Here is an 18,762-nt window from a genome sequence, read left to right as displayed (position 1 = left end):
TTTGAAAACCATCCCGGATTTCAAGGGCCTGCGCTTTAAATTCCTCTTCACCCGGAAATATGCCGCCTCTCATTCGTATATATCAAAGGCTGTAGTTTTGACCTCCGGCAATTTCTGAAAGGCTCCCTATGAACGAAGTGTCGGAAGAACGGCGCCTGTTTCGTGAGGCTGCGGATATTGCCATTCGCCTGCAGAACGATCCCGGCAATCCCGTCGCCATCGAAACCGCGCGCGCCTGGATCGAGCGCGGCCCGGCCCATGCGGCCGCCTGGGCGAAGGTTGCCGCCATCCATGGCATGACCGGCCAGGTTCTGGCCGAAGAGGCGCGTTCTTCTCAACCGGGATTCGATCCGAACCGCCGCCTTCTTCTGATTGCCGGAGGCGCGCTCTGTCTCGGTGCGGCCGCCAGCGGCCCATGGCTCGCACCTTATGTGGCGATGCGCGCCCGGGCCGACTATCTGACCGCAACGGCCGAGATCAGAAAAATTCCCCTCGCGGATGGCAGCGTGGTCACACTCGGACCGGACAGCGCAATCGCTGTCGAATTCGGCGAGCGGGCAAGACGGGTGAACCTCTTGTCCGGCATGGCGTATTTCGATGTTACGCCCGATCGTTCGCGCCCCTTTTTGGTCGCCTACGGGCCGCTGACGGCGACGGCGCTCGGAACCGCCTTTGACGTTTCCGGCGATGATCTGTCCATTTCCGTCTCCGTCGACAGGGGGCTTGTTCTCGCGACCTCGCCCGACCTGCCCTCGCCCCAGGGGGAAAGACTGGCGGCGGGCGATTGGTTGACCTACGATCAGACATCGCGCCGCATGGATCGCGGCGTCCGGGAGGCTTCGGAAATCGCGGCATGGCGCACGGGCATGCTCATCGCCGAAAAGGAAACCGTCGCGGCCGTGGTAAAGCGCATCGCCCGCTGGCAGCAGGGAAAGGTGGTCATTGCCGCTCCATCCCTGAAAAACAATGTCGTCAGCGGCGTATTCGATCTTAACGACCCCCTGCGCGCCCTCGACGCGGTGGTGCGGCCATTCGGCGGAAAAGTGCGAACAGTCACGCCATTCCTGACCGTTATTTCCTCCGTTTGATAAAACTTGAGAAAAAGAGGAAAATTTTCGAACGCCATTCGTACTGTCCTCAGGAAGCCCGCCGACGGCATGCGCCGGCCGGTCTTCGGGGACAGATTTAACGGAGTGGTTTTCACATGGGGAATGGGTTCTCATCGGCTCATAGGGGTAACAACAGGGGCTGCAAGGGCCGTGGCGCGCTGGTCGCCGCCTTTCTGGCAACGACATCGGCGCTCACCGCGGGCATCGCAGCGCAGCCTGCCTATGCGCAGGCGGTTTATTCGGTTCCGGCCGGCCCGCTGAACAAATCGCTGGCGACGTTCGGCAAATTGGCGGGAACGCAGATTTCCTATGATGCGTTGATCGCGCGCGGGAAGCTTTCGCAGGGCGTAAACCGCGCAACAACCCGCGAAGAGGCAATTGTGGAGCTTCTGCGCGGGACGGGTCTGGTTTACTCCTTCACCGACGCCACCTCCATTGTCATCGCCGCCCCGGTCAGCGCCGCAAGTGCCGCCGCCGGTGGAAACTCCACCCTTCTCGAAACAATCACAGTTCAGGGCACGGGGCCAGCTTCGGTGCTGCAGCAGGATGGGCTTGCGCGGGACGGCTATCGGACATCGACCCTGTCATCCCTCGGCCTGCTTGGACAGACCTCCATTCGCGACACACCGTTTTCCGTCACCGTTGCGCCAAGGGAACTCATCCAGAATATCCAGGCGCAATCCCCTGAAGATATCTACCGTGTCCTGCCGACCATCCGCAGCCAGACGCCGCAGATGTCCGGCTGGGCGCCGATGGCCAATATTCGCGGTTTCACCACCTATGACACCGCTGAAGACGGCTTCCGTCGCTCCTATAGCCACGCGACGGTGCTGGAAGACAAGGAGCGCACCGAGGTTCTCTCCGGCCTTTCCGGCTTCCTCTACGGCGCTGCCTCGCCTGCCGGCATGATCAATTACGTCTACAAGCGGCCGACGCAGGAACGTTTAAACAGCGTGACGGTTGGTAATTACGGCGGCGCACAGGCTTTCGTCCATGGCGATTTCGGCGGTCGCATCGATCCGGAAGGCGATATGGGCTATCGCCTCAACATCGTTCGCTCGGCCGGAGATGGAGCAATCGACGACCAGAATGTCGACCGCTTTCTGGCAAGTGGCGCTTTCGACTGGAACATCACCGACCGCCTGAAGCTGGAACTCAACGCTTCCTACAGCAAATACAAGCTGGATGCCGCCAACTCCTATTGGGCTTTCGCAGACGGCGTGCCGCATGGTGACGCGCCGGACGCCAGCAGGAACTGGAGCCAGCCCTGGATTCACGATGAAATCGAGAAAAAGCGGTTCTCGGCCAAACTCACCTATGATGTGAACGATGCCATCACCCTGCGCGGCGGCTATATGCGGGAATATATCAACCGGCCGGTTCAGGATCATACGATGAACTCCGTTGAAACGCCGGGTGAATATTCCCAGATCGCAATTCGTTCCGGCAGGACGAAAAACCTCTTCGATGCCGCGAATTTTTTCACTGACGTCAACTTTGATACCGGTGCTGTCTCGCACAAGCTGACCGCTGGATATTACATGTATCAGGGCAAGGACTGGGGCACGACGTATAACCCCAACACGGGCTGGCAGCCGTCCTTCCCCATGTCCTCTCCGCGGCATATTGCCGAGCCCGTTTTCCCGGTGAATAACGGCACGCTCTACAAGTCGGGCTATGTGCGCAATCATAACTTCGTCGTCGGCGATCAGATCGAATTCGATGAACAGTGGTCGGCCCTCGTTGGCGCCAATTACAGCATGATCCAGAGCCAATCGCTGGATAGCAGCGGCGCCCGCTCCGCACCCGATTATGATGAGGGGAGACTGTCGCCCTCAGCGTCGCTGCTGTTCAAGCCGGTGGAACAGGTCACTCTTTATGGAAGCTATATCGAGGGGCTTGAGCAGGGCGGGGTCGCGCCGGACACCGCCGTCAACAGCGGACAGATTCTGGCACCCATGGTCAGCAAGCAGAAGGAAATCGGCATCAAGGGCGAAGTCGGCGACATGCTGCTGACAGCGGCGCTGTTCGACATCTCCAAGGCTTACGAACTGACGACGGATGCAAATATCTACACGCAGGATGGTCGCCAGCGCCATCGCGGCCTCGAATTCACGGCGACCGGCAAGGTGACCGACGACCTTACCATTCTCGGCGGCGTGACCTTCCTCGACGCCAGGGTCGAAGGTGGAACCTATGACGGCAAGCGCCCCATGAACGTCGCCAATGTTCTGGCAAAGGTCTATGCCGAATATCAGGTTCCCACCGTCGAGGGCCTCTTCCTGACCGGCGGCCTGTATTATACCGGCAAGCAATGGGCGACATCCGAAAACAACGACCGGCTTTCCTCCTATGTCACCGCCGATCTCGGGCTGCGCTACACCACCGAAAACTTCGGCAATCCGCTGACCTTCCGGTTGAACGTCAGCAACATCACCGATGAGAACTACTGGCAGAACAGCTATTATCTCGGCGCACCGAGGACCGTTTCCTTCTCGGTCCAGGCGAAGTTCTGATGATGCTGCGCAGTTGCCTGTCCCGCAGAGCCCTGCTCTGCGGGACAGTATCCTTTTTTCTCACCCACCGGCCGTCATCTGCCGCCTGTTCCGGCGGCATCGTCGCCATGGACTGGGTAAGCGGGCAAAACCTGCTGGCGCTCGGTGTGCAACCCGTCGCCATGCCGGAGCTGGAGCGTTATGCCAGCCTCGTTGTCGAACCGGCCCTGTCGCCATTGGTCGCTGAGCTTGGGTTGCGGTCAGAGCCCAATCTGGAGCTTGTCGACCACCTTCGACCCTGCATGATTGTGCATAGCGACGATTTCTCCATGGCCGCGGGCCGCCTCAACTCCATCGCGCCCATCCATTTTTTCGATTCCGGCGTAACAGCAGGCGAGGACCATTTAATCAGCGGCAGAAATGCGCTCATGACGCTCGCCGCGCGGATCGGCGATCCCGGCCGGTTTGATGCGTTTGAGGAGAGTTTCAACGCGGAAATACGGCAGGCACGCGCCCGGCTCTCATCCTATGACGGCCGGCCTCTCCTGCTGGCGACGGTCATAGATGGCCGCCGATTGCTGGTTTTCGGCAGGAACAGTCTTTTCCAGAATGTCCTCGACCAGTTCGGCATAAAGAACGCCTGGGACGGTTACACCTCGCAATATGGTCATACGACGGTGACGGCCGACCAGCTTTCGCGTTACCCGCAGGCACGGCTTCTATGCATCGGCGACACCAGCAGCGAAAAGCTGGATACGCTTCTGGCTGGGCCCGTCATGAAAAGCCTGCCCTTCATCCGCGAAAACCGGTTGGTGCGCATCGAGGATGTGCTGTTTTACGGCGGACTGCCGCCAGCAAAACGGTTTGCCCGGCTCGTTGCCACAGCCCTTGCCGGTGAAGCATCGCAATGAGCAGGACGGAAAACATATCCACAATCGTGACCGCATCGCTCGCCATCATCTGCCTTGGCCTTACCGGCCTCAACCTGTTTCTGCGCATGCCTGAGGGAACGCCGCTTGCGGCCCTGTTTTTTCCCGATCCCGACGTTACAGCGCAGGTACTGCTTCACAATACATTGCTGCCGAGGATCGCCGTTGCGCTGATGACCGGAGCCGCACTCGGGCTTGTCGGGGCGATCCTCCAGAACATCCTGCGCAACCCTCTCGCCGAGCCGGCGACACTCGGCATTTCAGCCGGTTCCTATCTTCTGCTTGCCATTGCCACGCTCTGGTTTCCGCAATGGATGGGCGCACGGGAATGGGTCGCCTTTGCCGGAGCGGGGCTGTCGCTTCTGGCGATCCTGGCGCTTTCCTGGCGCAACGGCCTCTCGCCCGTCACGGTGACGCTGGCGGGCATGATCGTCAGCCTTTATTGCGGCGCGGCGAGCGCCGTTCTGGTGTTGTTCAATCACGATTTTCTCGTCAGCATCTTTTTGTGGGGCGCAGGATATCTCGACCAGCAGGACTGGAGCGCCGTGTCATTCCTGGCCCCGCGCCTCGCGGTGCTCGTCGTCGCCGTGACATTGCTGCTTCGGCCCCTGACAATAATGGCGCTGGAAGATGCGAGTGCCAGAAGTCTCGGCCTGTCGCTCGCCGCCTACCGGCTTCTGACGCTCGTGGCGGCGGCGGCACTGACGGCGGTGGTGACGGCCTCGGTTGGTATTATCAGCTTTGTCGGGCTGGCCGCACCCGCGCTTGCGCGTGCCTGCGGTGCAAGGCGAATGGCGGCGCAGCTTGGCTGTTCGGCAGCACTTGGCGCGCTGCTGCTGACCCTGACCGACCAGATCGTCCTGTTTTTTCCCGTTACCTACCGATTGTTCCCGACCGCCGCCGTCACCGCGCTTCTCGGGGCGCCCCTGATGTTTGCGCTGATCCGGCGGCTGAAAATGCCCACTCCGCCACAGCCGGGCGCCCAGACGACACCGGCGCGCCTTGCCCGGCCCGTCCCAGCCTTGCTCACCCTCGTCGCCATTCTCTGCGTGGCCGCCTTCATGGCCCTGTTCGTTGGAAAAAACACGGATGGCTGGTTTTTATCGGGGCTTGCCGATCCCGGTATTCTCGACTGGCGCTGGCCAAGGGCGCTGGCGGCCTTTAGCGGCGGCGCAATGCTGGCGCTCGCGGGCGCGATCCTGCAGCGTGTAACCGGCAACGCCATGGCATCGCCGGAAGTGCTGGGCGTGTCTTCCGGGGCAATGCTTGGCGTCATTGCCGTCCTTCTCACCCTTGCCGCACCCACCCGGGCCGCGCAGATTGTCGCAGGGGCTGCCGGTTCGCTGACAGTTCTGCTGCTGATGCTGACCCTCTCGCGCAAGCCCGGTTTTTCTGGCGACCGGCTGCTGCTGATCGGCATCGCCCTCAGTTCCGTCTCCGGCTTCGTCATGGCGGTGCTGATGACATCGCAGGATCCGAGGCTCGGCCAGCTTCTGGCCTGGCTCTCCGGCTCCACCTATGCGGTCGAACCCGGCGAGGCAATCATTGCGATGATGCTGCTTTTCTGCGGGTTCGTCTCGACGCCCTTCATCCGCCGCTGGCTGGAACTGCTGCCGCTTGGGGAAGACATTGCCCGGAACGCCGGCGTCCCGCTCGTGGCGAGCCGCAACATTCTCTATTCGCTTTCGGCCATTCTCACGGCAAGCGCCACAATTCTCGTCGGCCCCTTGAGTTTCGCCGGGCTGATGGGGCCTCACATTGCGCGTCTTGCGGGCTTTCAGCGCGCTGGCACCCAATTGCCGGCGGCAGCGCTGATCGGCGGCCTTATCCTTCTCGTCGCCGACTGGCTGGGGCGCAGCATTATTTTCCCCTTCCAGATACCCGCCGGCCTCCTTGCAACGGTGGTCGGCGGCCCGTTTTTTCTTGTACTCATGGGGAAACGCGCATGAGCATTCTTGCGGACAGGAGTTTTCGGATTCTGACATTGGCCGACAGTCGCCGCATCGCCCCCGGCATGCAGCGCCTGCGTTTTACGGGCAACGAGCTTCATCGTTTCGACACGCTGAAGAACCTCCATGTCAGGCTCTATTTTCCAAGGCAGAACACCATCGGAGGCAGCCGCCTCTCTCCCGAAAACCATGGCGGCACATCCGGGTCGGAGGACGCTTTTAATGTCCGTTATTATACGATCCGGACGATGGACGCCCGCAGCGGCTGGATGGACATTGATTTTGTCCTGCATGAGGATGCGGGACCGGGATGTGCCTTCGCACTCAACGGCCGCCCCGGTTCAGTTTGCGGCATGTCCGGTCCCTGCGGGTTGGGAATGAAGCCCGCGAAACACTATCTCCTGGCCGGGGATGAAACGGCCCTGCCAGCCATTGCCCGCATCTGCGAAAACCTGCCCGCGGACGCGACCGGTCAGGTCTTCATCCGCGCGGCAAGCTGCCAATATGACATCGTCGCGCCCCCCGGCATGCAGATAGGCTGGCTGCCGCGATCGGACGTGTCCGCTGCGGAGTTCGTTGAACGTGTTGGTGACGCAGCCGCGGAAACGGCCGCATCCACCGACGACTATTTCCTGTGGCTCGCCAATCCATTCTCACAATGGCAGGAATTCCGCGACAGGCTGTCGAGATTGCCCAAGAAACGCTATCTCAACGCCTGCTACTGGCGAGATGATTGATTTGCCCTCACCTGTCCTGCGCCGGCCTTGCGAGACCCAGCAGATGGTAAAAGGCGATTGCGCCGATCGTTGCCGTGCCGATGCCATCCAGCGTGAAGCCGGCGACATTGAGCTTGAAGTTTCCGGCACCCAGTACCAGCGCGATACCCACGGTGATGAGGTTGCGGGGCTCGGAAAAATCGACCTTGTTTTCAACCCATATGCGCCCGGCGGTCGCCGCTATCAGGCCGAAGACGACGACCGACAGGCCGCCAATGACGGGTCCGGGTATCGTCTGGATGAGCGCGCCGAATTTTGGCGAGAAGCCGAGAATGATGGCGACGAATGCGGCGACGATGAACACAAGCGTCGAAAAAATGCGCGTGATCGCCATGACACCCATGTTTTCCGCGTAAGTCGTCATCCCCGTTCCGCCGAAGGCGCCGGAAAAGATGGTTGCGATGCCGTCACCGATGAAGGCGCGGCCGAGATAGGGGTCGAGATTGCGACCGGTCATCGCCCCTATCGCCTTGATATGCCCAAGATTTTCGGCCACCAGAATGACAACGACCGGCGCGATCAGGGCAATGGCCGGCGCGGAGAATTCCGGCGCGGTGAATGTCGGCAGTCCGAACCAGGATGCCGCCGCAACGCCCGCAAAATCGACGGGTTTGCCGAGGTCGAAGCCATTGGCCAGAACCAGATAGGCAATATAGGCAATCGCGCCGCCAATGAGGATGGGCAACCGGCGCGCCATGCCCGGCGCATAAACCGCAATTGCACCGACGGATGCGACCGTCAAAATCGCAATCCAGCGGGATAGCTGGTCGCCATCGGGATTGCCCGGACCCGTGCCGGAGGCGCTGGCTATGGCGATGGGCGCAAGTACGAGACCGATCGCGGCAACGATCGCACCGGTCAGAACGGGCGGCATCAGCCGCTCGATCCAATTATGGCCGACGATCATGACAATGACGCCGATCAGCGCATAAAGCACGCCGGCAGCAATGATGCCGCCCAGTGCAAGCGCGATGTTCGGGCTGGCAGCGCCCGCGGCCGCGCCGGTCGCCACAAGCACGGGACCGATAAATGCGAAAGATGAGCCGAGATAGCTCGGCACCCGGCCGCCCACGGCGATGAAGAAGATCAGCGTCGAGATGCCTGAAAATAGGATGGAAACATTCGGATCGAAGCCCATGATCAGTGGCGCAAGAACCGTGGAGCCGAACATCGCGACGACGTGCTGCAACCCGAGCACCGCGGTCTGCCCGGCCGGCAGCCGCTCATCCGGCATGATGCGCCCCTCGGTTTTCAATCGCCAACGCGGAAAATAGCCACCCGTATCGCTCATCATCGTCCCCCACGAACCGGCCGGCGCGCGCTGGACGGGCTTTTCCGTTTCAGTACACAGCCGGGCAAAAAAGATTTGTCTTTCCATGATATGCGCCCGTCGACCGAGATCGAATCGGTGGCCGGCACATCTTTTCTCCGGTAGCGCGATTGCCTGCCGCTGTCATCGGGTCGAATACGGCCGAAAGGCGCTTTGACGCGGGAGAGATCAACTCCCGCGCCGAAGACATGGAGCCCGGAATGCTGCCCCGATGCTTATTCTGCCCTGTCGAGCGCCGTCAAAATCTCATAGGCCGCAGAAACCCGCTCCTCATTGGGATAGTTTTTATTGGCCAGAATGACGATGCCCCGTTTCTGTTCAGGTATGAACGCGACATAAGCGCCGAAACCATTGGTGGAGCCGGTCTTGTTGATGAAGACATCCTGCCGGGGTTTCATCGGCGGCGAGATTTCGGAGACAGGCACCGTCTTGAGCAGGGCGCCGGAGTTTGCGTCAGTGAGCGTCTTCAGGGCGGCCGGGTACGCATATTGCTCCCAGATCATATCCTGCGTCATGGCGCCGACGCTGAAATATCCCGTATGGGTGTTGATGATCGCCTGCTGGATTTTTCCGTCCAGCTTTTCCAGACCCATATTCGCATTGACGAAACGGATCATGTCATCGGCTGTCGATCTGACGCCATAAGCCTCTGAAGAAAGAATGGCGGGTGTCATGCGGGCCGGCTCGCCGGTTCTCTTATAGCCCTGCGCATAATCGGTCATCTTCGCCTTAGGCACGGTCGTGAAGGTGTTCTTCAATCCCAGCGCGGGAAACAGCGTGTCCTGCATGGCGCTGTCAAAACCTTTGCCCATGGCCTTTGCAGTGACATATCCAAGCATTCCAATGCTGGGATTGGCATAACTTCTATGGGTTCCGGCCTTGTAGGACGGCTTCCAGGCCTTGAGATAGGCCAGCAGCTGTTGCTCCGTCTTGATATTCTCGGGCACCTGAATGGGGAAGCCGCCGGCCGTGTGGGTGCCAAGATGCATCAAGGCGACATCGCCGAAGGGCTTGCCCTTCAGGGACGGCAGATAGTCACCCACCTTGCCGGAGAGCGACAGCTGGCCATTCAACTCCGCATAGGTGCTGAGTGCCGCCGTGAATGTCTTGCTGATGGAGCCGAGTTCGAAAAGCGTTTGCGGGGTCACCGGCTGGCCCGTGCTTTTCGACATGACGCCATAGGTGAAGATGTGGTTTTCACCCCCGACACTGATGGCGACGGCCAGACCCGGAATGCCGTTTTTCTCCATGACCGGCTTGATCGCGGCATCCGCAATCGCCTTCAGCCTGGCATCATCAGCAGCGAGTGCCTGCGTAAACAGGCCAGCCGAGAGCAAGGCGGTCAGTGCGACATGTCTGCGATTAAGTTTCATCTTTCGCTTTCTCCAAAACCTAAGGTGGATTTTCGGCGCGTGCGCCGCCCCCAGCGAAAGACGTTTAACCGCCCTACATTGCACGAACAAATCATGATATCTCGCAGCAGGCATAATAAAATCTAGGTCTCGAATGGTTCGGCAATTTCTTCCCCTGAATGGCTTGAGGGCGTTTGAGGCCTCAGCCCGGCACCTCAGCTTCACCCGCGCGGCCATCGAACTGTGTGTGACGCAGGCGGCGGTGAGCCAGCAGGTGAAAGGGCTGGAAAAGCGGCTCGGGGTTTCGCTTTTCCAGCGGCTTCCAAGAGGTTTGAAAATCACCGCCGAAGGCGAGGCCCTGCTGCCGACGGTCACCAGTTCCTTTGACCAGATGGCGACCACGCTTGACAGGATAGAGGCAGGACAGGTGCGCGAGCTGCTGTTTCTGGGAGTTGTGGGAACCTTTGCAGTGGGCTGGCTGCTGCCCCGCCTGAAGGCGTTTCAAAAGCAGCATCCGTTCATCGATGTGCGGGTTTCCACCAACAACAACCGGGTGGACATGGCCGCCGAAGGGCTGGATTTTGCCATTCGCTTCGGTCAGGGCTCATGGCATGGCACGGATGCGTTCCGGCTTTTCGAAGCGCCCCTGTCACCTCTGTGTACGCCGAAACTGGCGGAAACGCTGAAGTCTCCCGCCGATCTCGTCGAGGCGACATTGCTGCGCAGCTACAGGTCTGACGAATGGGCGACGTGGTTTGCGACAGCTGGCGTGGCACCGGTGGCACAGGTGAACGCCGGGATCGTTTTCGACACCTCGCTCGGCATGATGGAGGCTGCACTGCAGGGGCTGGGGGTGGCGCTGGCTCCGCCCTCGATGTTTTCGCGGCACCTGGCATCCGGGGCGATCGTGCAGCCCTTTCCCATCACCATATCACTCGGCAGCTACTGGCTGACGCGGCTGCAATCAAAACCGCGGACGGCGGCCATGCAGGCCTTTTCCGACTGGATCTTCGCCAATATTGACCCGACGCAGGACGGCTTATAAAAAAGCGAGCAGAACGCCGCCGATTGCGCAGATGACAACCACGATCCATGGCGGCGTTTTCCACACCGTCAACAGGATGAAACCGATGAGCGCAAGCGCGAAATCCTTCTGGGTGAAGATGGCGCTTGTCCATACCGGATCATAAAGCGCTGCGCCGAGAATGCCGACGACGGCGGCATTGGCGCCACGCATGGCGGCCTGCGCCAGAAGGTGCCTGCGAAAATCTTCCCAGAATGGCAGCGCGCCGACGAGCAGCAGCATGCCGGGCAGGAAGATCGCGATGAGGGCAATGGCTGCCCCCGCAATGCCGTTCGGCTGCGGCCCCACCACCGCGCCAAGATAGGCCGCAAAGGTGAAGAGCGGGCCGGGAACAGCCTGGGTCGCGCCATAACCTGCGATAAATGCATCTTTCGTGACCCAGCCCGTTGCGACGACTTCCGATTGCAGCAAGGGCAACACCACATGGCCACCGCCGAAGACGAGCGCGCCGGCACGATAAAACGCATCGAACAGGGAGAGGCCCTGCGATCCGGCCATTGCCGCGATAACCGGCAGGAAAGCCAGCAGAAGCGCGAAAATGGCGAGCGCGATGTATCCAATGCTTTTCGGCACCCGGAATGCGAGATGGGCGGCCTGACCTGTTGCATCCGTGCGGCAGAAGGCAAGGCCCGCGATGGCGCCGACGGCAAGCGCCAGTATCTGGCCGAAGGCGCCGGCGAGAAACACGACGCAGATGACGCCGGCCAGCGCAATGCTGGCGCGCTCACGATCCGGCGCAAGGCTTTTTGCCATGCCCCAGACCGCCTGTGCTACCACGGCAACGGCAACGATCTTCAGGCCATGCAACAGGCCGGTGCCGACCGGTCCTTCAATGGAGGCGGCGACCATGGCGAAGAGAAGCAGGAGAATGGCGGATGGCAGGGTGAACGCGGTCCAGGCGGCCAGCGCGCCGAGCGGCCCTGCCCGCAGCAGCCCAAGCGCAAACCCCACCTGGCTGGAGGCAGGGCCTGGCAGAAACTGACAGAGCGCCACAAGATCGGCGTAACCCGCCTCATCGATCCATTTGCGCCTGACGACCAGCTCATCGCGGAAATAACCGAGATGGGCGATAGGACCGCCAAAGGAAGTGACTCCGAGCTTCAGGAAGGTCGCGAAAACCTCGCCAGGTGTGCCCGTTGGCGCGGTGTGGGCTTCACCTTGAATGGCTTCCGTTGACGACTTCATGAAGGGGCTCCCTGAGCGTGCAACGGCTGTTCGTCAACACATATCGACCTCTAAAACGATATCGATATCAGACACTATTACGACAGGGATATGAAGGGGTGACCTGCATCAACGCCGGGAAGCTGAGCTAACTTCCCGGCGCGCTGTGATGCTTGTCAGGTCAAAGAACGGTTATTTCGGAGGCAGCAATCCGGAGAAATGCGATATCCAGCCCTGATCGTCGGTGCCGCCCGAGAAGCCGGCGGCGCCGAGAGTGATGTCGTGCCGGGTGCTTTTCTTATAAATGGTGACGGCGATCGCAATCGGCGTCGGAGCTGTCCAGGAAAAGCTGCGGTTCTTGCCGGGTGTCAGATGGCTGAGGGATTCAAGCTGAACATCGTCGAGAAACATGACGGTGCTCTTGCTGGTCTCGTAAAGATGTTCCCACCGTGCCTGGGCAACGGCATTCGCCGCTTCGGCGAAAAGATTGCTCTCGGTCTTCGGGTCAGCCAGGGCCGCCTTGCGCCATGCGGTGAAGATGGAGGTGATCTCATCCATATCGAGGCTCAGACTTGAGAGGAACTCGATGGTCTGCTTGTTGCCGAACGTGTTGTAACCGTCTTCGCTGAAGGGGCGGAGATGCTTGACCACGAAATCGCTGAGAATTGGCATTTGTGCCTCCTGCTGGGCAATGACCAGCCTGCTCCCGGACTTACAAGCGCGGGATCGGTTGGCCTGATTGGATTGAATGAATGGGTGTGCGTGCCGGAAGCTGTCCGGCAGCGCCGCTATACGGCGTGATCGAAGATGATGGCGGTATGGGCAGGCGTTCTCAGGAACTCCTGCAGGCCGATCCGGGTTTTCGTGCCGCCCCGCCCGGCTGGCCATGGATCGTGAATGTGAAGCTCCAGATCCTTACCATTCTCCGTATATCCATAAACGAGGTAATAATGGATATTCGTTCCGATCACGAAGACGCGGTTGTTGTCGATCTCGCGTCTGACGATTTCGGCCGTCAGGTCGGCGACGAACTGGCCGCCGGTCGTCTCATGATCGAAAGAGTTCCACTGGCTGGAAACGAGCTTGACGACATCGCTGTTCTGATTGGCGCCACCCATTTCATCGAGGCCGGTGGACTGGTCCAGAACCTGCGCCAGCTCCCAGCGCTCCTGGACCTGTGGATCGGCGTTTGCGAGTGCGGCGGTATTGCGCCGCGCAATCGCATATTGCGTGGCTGCGGGAAGCCCGTAATAGGCTCGCACCATTTCCTCGACGGCGGCAAAGCACCAGGAGGGGGTGCCTTGAGCGATCAGGGCGGGAAGATTGGTTACAGTCGGCACGTGATTTCTCCTTCCTAAAATGACGGTGCAAGCGTTGCCTTTGATGGCAATCCGAATGTCCGTCTGCGGGGTTGCATCGGGTGGTCAGGCTGTCGGTGGAGGTGGCCGTCCTGCCGGCACTTGCGCCGGCAGGACACTGCCCATGATCGTGAGGCCAACGGGGACGACCTGCAGCCGCGATCATGACTATGCTCGCCGTCTGGCCGGGACGGGAGCAGCAGTTCAATGAACATCAGGCCGTTTTGCTCAGATCCTGACGATAGGCTTGCAACGACGCGATTTTTGCTTCCGCCGCGGCCTCGCGTTCGGCGACAATGACCGAGACCTTTTCCGAAGCTTCCGCCAGATAGTTCGTCAGGTCAGTGCCGGTGAGATATTTCCCCTGCAGCTTGTTGAGCTTCGACCATCCATCCGCAAAGCTGCGGTTGAACCTTTCACTGACGCTCGCGACCGCATACCATTGGCCGGTCTGCCTGACGAAGAACTCGTTGACGGAGCGGACGAGCTGGGCGAGGCGGTTCTTGCGAATGACCTCCAGCTCGGCCACATTGTCGATCGCCTTGATCTGGTGCGCGGCATCGTCGGCCACGGCCTGCATGAAGTCGGCGAAGCTTTTGAAGAAGAAGGCGATTTCCTCAATGATTTCCTTCATGCGTTTCAGCGCCGTAATGCTGACATTGAGGGATTGGACCGCAAGCTTGATCTTGTCGTCCTCGGCCTGCTTTCCCTTGAGCAGCGCGTTGATCTTGATGAGCTCGGCGGCCTGGGTGCGGCGTTCGTTCTCATAGGCTTCCGCCTTGTCGATCATCTTCATCTGCATGTCGCGCAGGCTTGCGGCCTGTTGCTGCTGCTCGTCGGTGAGCTTGCCGAGCCCCTTGTCGAGCGCGTCGAGCGAAGCCTGCAGGCTGGAAATCAGGGTCTGCTGACTTGCGATCTTTTCCTCCTGCGCTTTCAGTTCCGCCGCACGGGCGGTCAGACGTTTGTCCAGCTCGGCAAGTTCCACGGCCTTGCTCGATTTCGGGTCAGTGCCCTCGGCATCCTTCGCCAGTACCGACCTGCTGTCTTCCAGCGATTTGATATCCGTCTTCAACGTATCGCGTTTTTCCTCGCTCTTGCGCAGTTCGGCCTTCTGCTCGGAAAGCCTGCTTTGCGTGGCAGCGGCATCCGTCTTGTCTCCGCCGGTTGTGGGTGTGCGGGAACCCCCGCCCTGCCCCTGCCCGTCAGCATCCTGGCCACCCCTGGACTGTCCCGAAAGCGCGCCGCCGACCGATGAGGCCAGCATGGAGGCCGGGCCGCCCGCCGCCATGGCGATTGCGGGAATGGCGCTTGAAATCATCTGTGCGCCAACCCGGACGATCGACATGATGAAAGCACGCTGCTCGGCGGTATTGGCCCGCTTTTCATATTCACGGGCCTTCTTTTCGAACTCCGCAACCTGCATCTTCAGATCGTTCACAAGCGATTCCAGCTGTTGACGCCGCGCGTCAGCCTCGCGGATTTCCCGCTCCATCGTCGCCTTGTCTTCGAGACGCTTGCTCAAGACCATTTCGCTCGCATCGGTGATCTGTGCCGTCGCCTTGATGATGCCATCATAGGTGGCGGCGACCTCAAGCAGATCGTCCCGCACTTCCAGCGCCCTGTCGCGGATATCTTTCGCAAGCTTGATCAAGTCGTTGGAGACGAAAGCCTTGATCTCGGCTTGATCATTCCCCTCGCGGACGTCCAGCCAGTCCGGGAAGAGATCGTCAACTGAAATGCGCACGCGATTGGCAATATCCATCGCATGTCTCATGGTGATTTCACTGTTCTGCTGCGCCTTTATCAAGCTGTCCATGATGGCGCTGATGCGGCCGCGAATTTTGCCTTCCTCCTGCGGCGTGGTGTTATAGGCGATGTAGAGCAGGTCGATCGCATTGTCGGTGTCGCGCTTGGCGCGCTCGACATCGTAGGTTCCCTGGATCTTGTCGACATAATACCGGACGAGCGCCGTATCCGCCTTGGGAAGGGCGAATTCCGGCTTCGACACGATCGCCTCGACATCGGCGTCGATCGCGCTGTTCAATTTGGTTACCCGGCTTTCAAGATTGACGACATTGTTCATTTTCATGCTCCTGTTGATGGGTGGTTATGGAGAGTCATTGGGGTTGATCGTTCACGATCCGCACTGTTTCTTCGCGTCGTCAGGCAGACCGGCCTCGGTCGAGGAAATGAACTGCGGCACGTCGCTGGTAAGGCCGTCGATCTCGGCGGACAGCCGGTTGACCTGACGTATTTTCGCGTCGTCAGGATTGACCTCGCTCGCTTCCTTGAGAGCGTTGGTGAAGTTGCCGACCTGAATGTTGAAGTCCTGAACCTTGACGTTGATGGTGGAAATCGCTGCCTTGAGCCTGGTGATCTGCTCTTCCAGCGTTTTCACCGCATTCTCGTTTTCCGCGTGGCCCTGCTTTGCCGCCTCAAGCTGGCGGCGATTGTTTTCGAGCTGGTTGCGAACGCCGTCGAGAGCCGACCGGGCATTGTCCAGCCGCGGCAGCGCGATGCGGTATTCCCTCTCCGCGTCGTTCATCCAGCCAAACGCCTTCACCGCGGCGTCACCGGCCTGGCAAATGCCCGGCAGGAAGAAGAGGACCCCGCTGCATATTCTTACTCGCTTGGCCTGTTCGTCCCTTTCCCTTCGGGCTTTTTCGAAGGTGGCCTGACGCGCCCTGACATTCTCGCTCTCGGACCGCACGAGATCCTCGTAGCCCTTCACGCTGGTTTCGGACTGCACCACCTGCCGTTCCAGCTCGATCTGCAGGTATTTGGCCTGCCCCAGCGCTTTTTCGCGGTCGGCGCTGAGCTGCTGCTGCGCCGTCAGATGCTCCATCAGGCACACGGATCGGCGGCCGAGCAGTTCGCGGCCTGCTTCCGCCTGCTCCAGTTTCGACTGAAAGGCGGCCACCTGCTCGGCAGACAGGGTGGCCGCATCGGCAGGCGCCGTATAGCGCATTGCCGGCAGATCGAACTGCGTCGCAATCGCGGCGAGACCGGCAAAAATAACATGTCGAAGTTGCATTATCTCATCCTCCTTTGGAGAATTGGGGGTGGATAAAAAGGCATTGCAAAGCCGGCGGCCGCCCGGCATCGCTGCCGACCGCGCCATAGGCAGGGTAGAAACATTCGGAAGTCGGCGACCTTCGGCTGCATCCCTTGCAACGTCGTCAAGCCCCAAAAAACAACCATCAAAGATTGTATTTCAGAATATCCGGCGATATGGGAAGCGTTCGAAGTCGTATAAAATTATGCAATAAAAACAGGTATTAACGTTATCGTTCGTGTCACAGTCATAAACCGTCTCAAAAGAGCACATATTTTAACGCGCCCTTTAACATTCAATTTATGAGAGTATTTTTTAATAGCCCCCAATGGGACAGTGGGGGAGTGCAACAAATTGCACCTATCTCCACGTCCGCGAATTTTCGGCTGTCTTGCGCTTAGCGAACGGGCGCAGCCGGCTCATGAAACCCACGCCTTGAATTTCGCCAAAAAGTAGTGACGACCTAGAAGCCCAAGGGGGAAAGGCATCTCGAAGAGAGATTTCGCACGTTTCGAAACCGCTCCCGGCGGGGAATTCCGTTCGGCCGCCGCCGGACATGCTTCTCGAGAGGCTGACCCCACTTGCGAACCGGATTTTGAACGATGAGGCTTTCGATGAAGCGGTAAACTGCCTCTGTGCGCAGATATCGATCGTGTTTAAACGGGAACAACGCCTCGTCCGCGCCATCGGTGATTTCGGCGCATTCGCGACCGTCATCTGCGCTCTCGGTCCGGGTTCGGTCCATGAAGGGCAGTTCACACTGGCCGCAGTTCAGGCGACCGTCGTTCCGAGTGGCTGGGCATCCAGCCGCAGGACACGCGCGCTGATAGACTGGCTGGAACTGGAGGGCACCGCACAGCGGCTTCCGCCGTGCAGCGACAGGCGTGAACGCCCATGGTCATTGAATGGCTGGCTGGTTGACGCGGTGCAGACGCTGGCAGCGGCCTATCTGGCTGCGGCCTCGCCATGGCGCGCCCATCCGGGGATGGTGACGTCCGAGAAAACGGCGGACGGCGTAAGCACCCTTCTGGATGGCATGAACTGGCTTTTGAGGCATCCCCTGGAATTGCATCCGCTGTCGGAGGAAATGCGGATATTCCTGGGGCATGCGCCGGGATTTCCCTTGCTGCTGGATTTGCTGTCGGCGGCGACAGCAATCGGATCTGATGACACGGGATGCGAATTTTCCCGCAAGGCGGCCGCTCGCGCCTACGGGATCAGCCGTGCCCACGTCACGGCGCTGCTGGCCAAGGCGGAGCGACTGAATTTCCTGCAGAGAGACGGCTCCAGAATAATCCTGAGCGATCCGACGCTGCAAAATGTGCGACGTGATCTCGCCTATCAGCTCGCCTTCGTTGTTTTATGGTCGGAGAGTTCCAAACCGTGACGCTCTCCATGGCCGCCTGAGGAAGCCACGATGCGGTCCGGCTGGAATGTTTCCAGCAATCCGCGATAGGGCTTGACGACCGGCGTGGCATAAGCGCCGCGTTTGGCCGTCGAAAGACCCATGGCCACCAGCGCTTCGGCCTGCTTGACGGCGGCGGCGACGCCATCGATGACGGGCACGCCGAATTCGCTGCGCAGTTCGGCGGTAAGGTCCGCCATGCCGGCACAGCCGAGCACGATCGCCTCCGCCCCGTCATTCTTCAGCGCCAGCGAAATCTCTTCGCGCAACCTCTCGCGGGCATTTGAACCGGACTCTTCCAGCGACAGGACGGGAATATCGGCGGCACGCACATTGCAACGGGAAGACATGCCGTAGCGATGGACGAGATGTTCGAGCGGCAGCCGTGACCGCTCCATCGTCGTGACGATGGTGAACTTCTGCGCGATGAAGGCGGTGGCGGAAACCGCGGCCTCGCAGATACCGATAACCGGTATATCGGCGAGCGCCCGTGCCGCATCGAGCCCGGTATCATCGAAACAGGCGATGATAGCAGCATCCGCACCGAGCGCCGGCGCCCTGGCAAGCTCCAGCAGCAGGCCGGGCACGGCGAAAACCTCGTCGTAATATCCTTCTATGGAGACAGGCCCCATGGATGAGGTGACGGCCAGAATTTCCGTTTCGGGGTTGGATACACGGATCGCCGCATCGGCGATCGTCTCAGTCATGGAATGCGTCGTATTCGGATTGATGATGAGGATGCGCATGGTACGTTTC

15 protein-coding genes are annotated in these 18,762 nt (G+C 60.1%); 7 read left to right on the top strand and 8 right to left on the bottom strand.

The features are described from left to right. The first annotated feature begins 128 nt into the window (after window positions 1-128). The 5 genes from FY152_23565 (at window position 129) to FY152_23545 (ending at window position 7,219) form a co-directional block, all read left to right on the top strand. A complete protein-coding gene (locus FY152_23565; protein ID UXS35061.1) occupies window positions 129-1,088 on the top strand; it encodes an iron dicitrate transport regulator FecR in 960 nt (319 codons plus the stop codon). 116 nt (window positions 1,089-1,204) lie between these two features. Next, entirely contained in the window at window positions 1,205-3,625 is a 2,421-nt protein-coding gene (locus tag FY152_23560; protein ID UXS35060.1) for a TonB-dependent receptor, read from the top strand. Next, a complete protein-coding gene (locus tag FY152_23555; protein UXS35059.1) occupies window positions 3,625-4,515 on the top strand; it encodes an ABC transporter substrate-binding protein in 891 nt (296 codons plus the stop codon). The genes FY152_23560 and FY152_23555 overlap by 1 nt, the downstream gene beginning before the upstream one ends. Then, entirely contained in the window at window positions 4,512-6,482 is a 1,971-nt protein-coding gene (gene fhuB / locus FY152_23550) for a Fe(3+)-hydroxamate ABC transporter permease FhuB (protein UXS35058.1), read from the top strand. Before FY152_23555 ends, fhuB begins: the two co-directional genes overlap by 4 nt. After that, the gene (locus FY152_23545; GenBank protein UXS35057.1) at window positions 6,479-7,219 is read left to right on the top strand and encodes a siderophore-interacting protein; all 741 of its coding nucleotides are present in this window, start codon (window positions 6,479-6,481) and stop codon (window positions 7,217-7,219) included. Before fhuB ends, FY152_23545 begins: the two co-directional genes overlap by 4 nt. Before the next feature lie 7 nt (window positions 7,220-7,226). Here FY152_23545 and FY152_23540 read toward each other — a convergent pair whose 3' ends face one another. Continuing rightward, entirely contained in the window at window positions 7,227-8,549 is a 1,323-nt protein-coding gene (locus tag FY152_23540; protein ID UXS35176.1) for a pyrimidine utilization transport protein G, read from the bottom strand. A gap of 254 nt (window positions 8,550-8,803) precedes the next feature. Beyond that, a complete protein-coding gene (locus FY152_23535) occupies window positions 8,804-9,961 on the bottom strand; it encodes a beta-lactamase (protein UXS35056.1) in 1,158 nt (385 codons plus the stop codon). Between the two features lie 133 nt (window positions 9,962-10,094). Here FY152_23535 and FY152_23530 point away from each other — a divergent pair, with 133 nt between their 5' ends. After that, window positions 10,095-10,985 carry a LysR family transcriptional regulator gene (locus FY152_23530; protein UXS35055.1) on the top strand — a complete coding sequence of 297 codons (891 nt, stop codon included), beginning with the start codon at window positions 10,095-10,097 and terminating at the stop codon, window positions 10,983-10,985. Here the strand turns inward: FY152_23530 and chrA are convergent. The 5 genes from chrA to FY152_23505 all read right to left on the bottom strand — a co-directional run bounded on the left by chrA (window position 10,980) and on the right by FY152_23505 (window position 16,583). Further along, entirely contained in the window at window positions 10,980-12,209 is a 1,230-nt protein-coding gene (gene chrA, locus FY152_23525; protein ID UXS35054.1) for a chromate efflux transporter, read from the bottom strand. The genes FY152_23530 and chrA overlap by 6 nt on opposite strands. Before the next feature lie 171 nt (window positions 12,210-12,380). Continuing rightward, the gene (locus FY152_23520) at window positions 12,381-12,860 is read right to left on the bottom strand and encodes a hypothetical protein (GenBank protein UXS35053.1); all 480 of its coding nucleotides are present in this window, start codon (window positions 12,858-12,860) and stop codon (window positions 12,381-12,383) included. 116 nt (window positions 12,861-12,976) lie between these two features. Beyond that, window positions 12,977-13,528, bottom strand: a complete 552-nt coding sequence (locus FY152_23515) for a hypothetical protein (GenBank protein UXS35052.1) — start codon at window positions 13,526-13,528, stop codon at window positions 12,977-12,979. 232 nt (window positions 13,529-13,760) lie between these two features. After that, complete coding sequence (locus tag FY152_23510) at window positions 13,761-15,635, bottom strand: tyrosyl-tRNA deacylase (protein ID UXS35051.1); 1,875 nt, start codon at window positions 15,633-15,635, stop codon at window positions 13,761-13,763. Between the two features lie 45 nt (window positions 15,636-15,680). After that, on the bottom strand, window positions 15,681-16,583 hold the full coding sequence (locus tag FY152_23505) for a hypothetical protein (protein UXS35175.1): 903 nt from the start codon (window positions 16,581-16,583) through the stop codon (window positions 15,681-15,683). Window positions 16,584-17,253: 670 nt separating this feature from the next. Here FY152_23505 and FY152_23500 point away from each other — a divergent pair. After that, on the top strand, window positions 17,254-17,988 hold the full coding sequence (locus tag FY152_23500; protein UXS35050.1) for a hypothetical protein: 735 nt from the start codon (window positions 17,254-17,256) through the stop codon (window positions 17,986-17,988). Here FY152_23500 and FY152_23495 read toward each other — a convergent pair. Further along, on the bottom strand, window positions 17,943-18,752 hold the full coding sequence (locus tag FY152_23495; protein UXS35049.1) for an aspartate/glutamate racemase family protein: 810 nt from the start codon (window positions 18,750-18,752) through the stop codon (window positions 17,943-17,945). The genes FY152_23500 and FY152_23495 overlap by 46 nt on opposite strands. Between the last annotated feature and the right edge of the window lie 10 nt (window positions 18,753-18,762).

Origin of the sequence: Agrobacterium tumefaciens (assembly GCA_025560025.1) — a bacterium.
Classification (GTDB): Bacteria; Pseudomonadota; Alphaproteobacteria; order Rhizobiales; family Rhizobiaceae; genus Agrobacterium.
The sequence above is the reverse complement of the archived record's forward strand: the minus strand, read 5'-3'. Positions and strand labels throughout refer to the sequence as shown.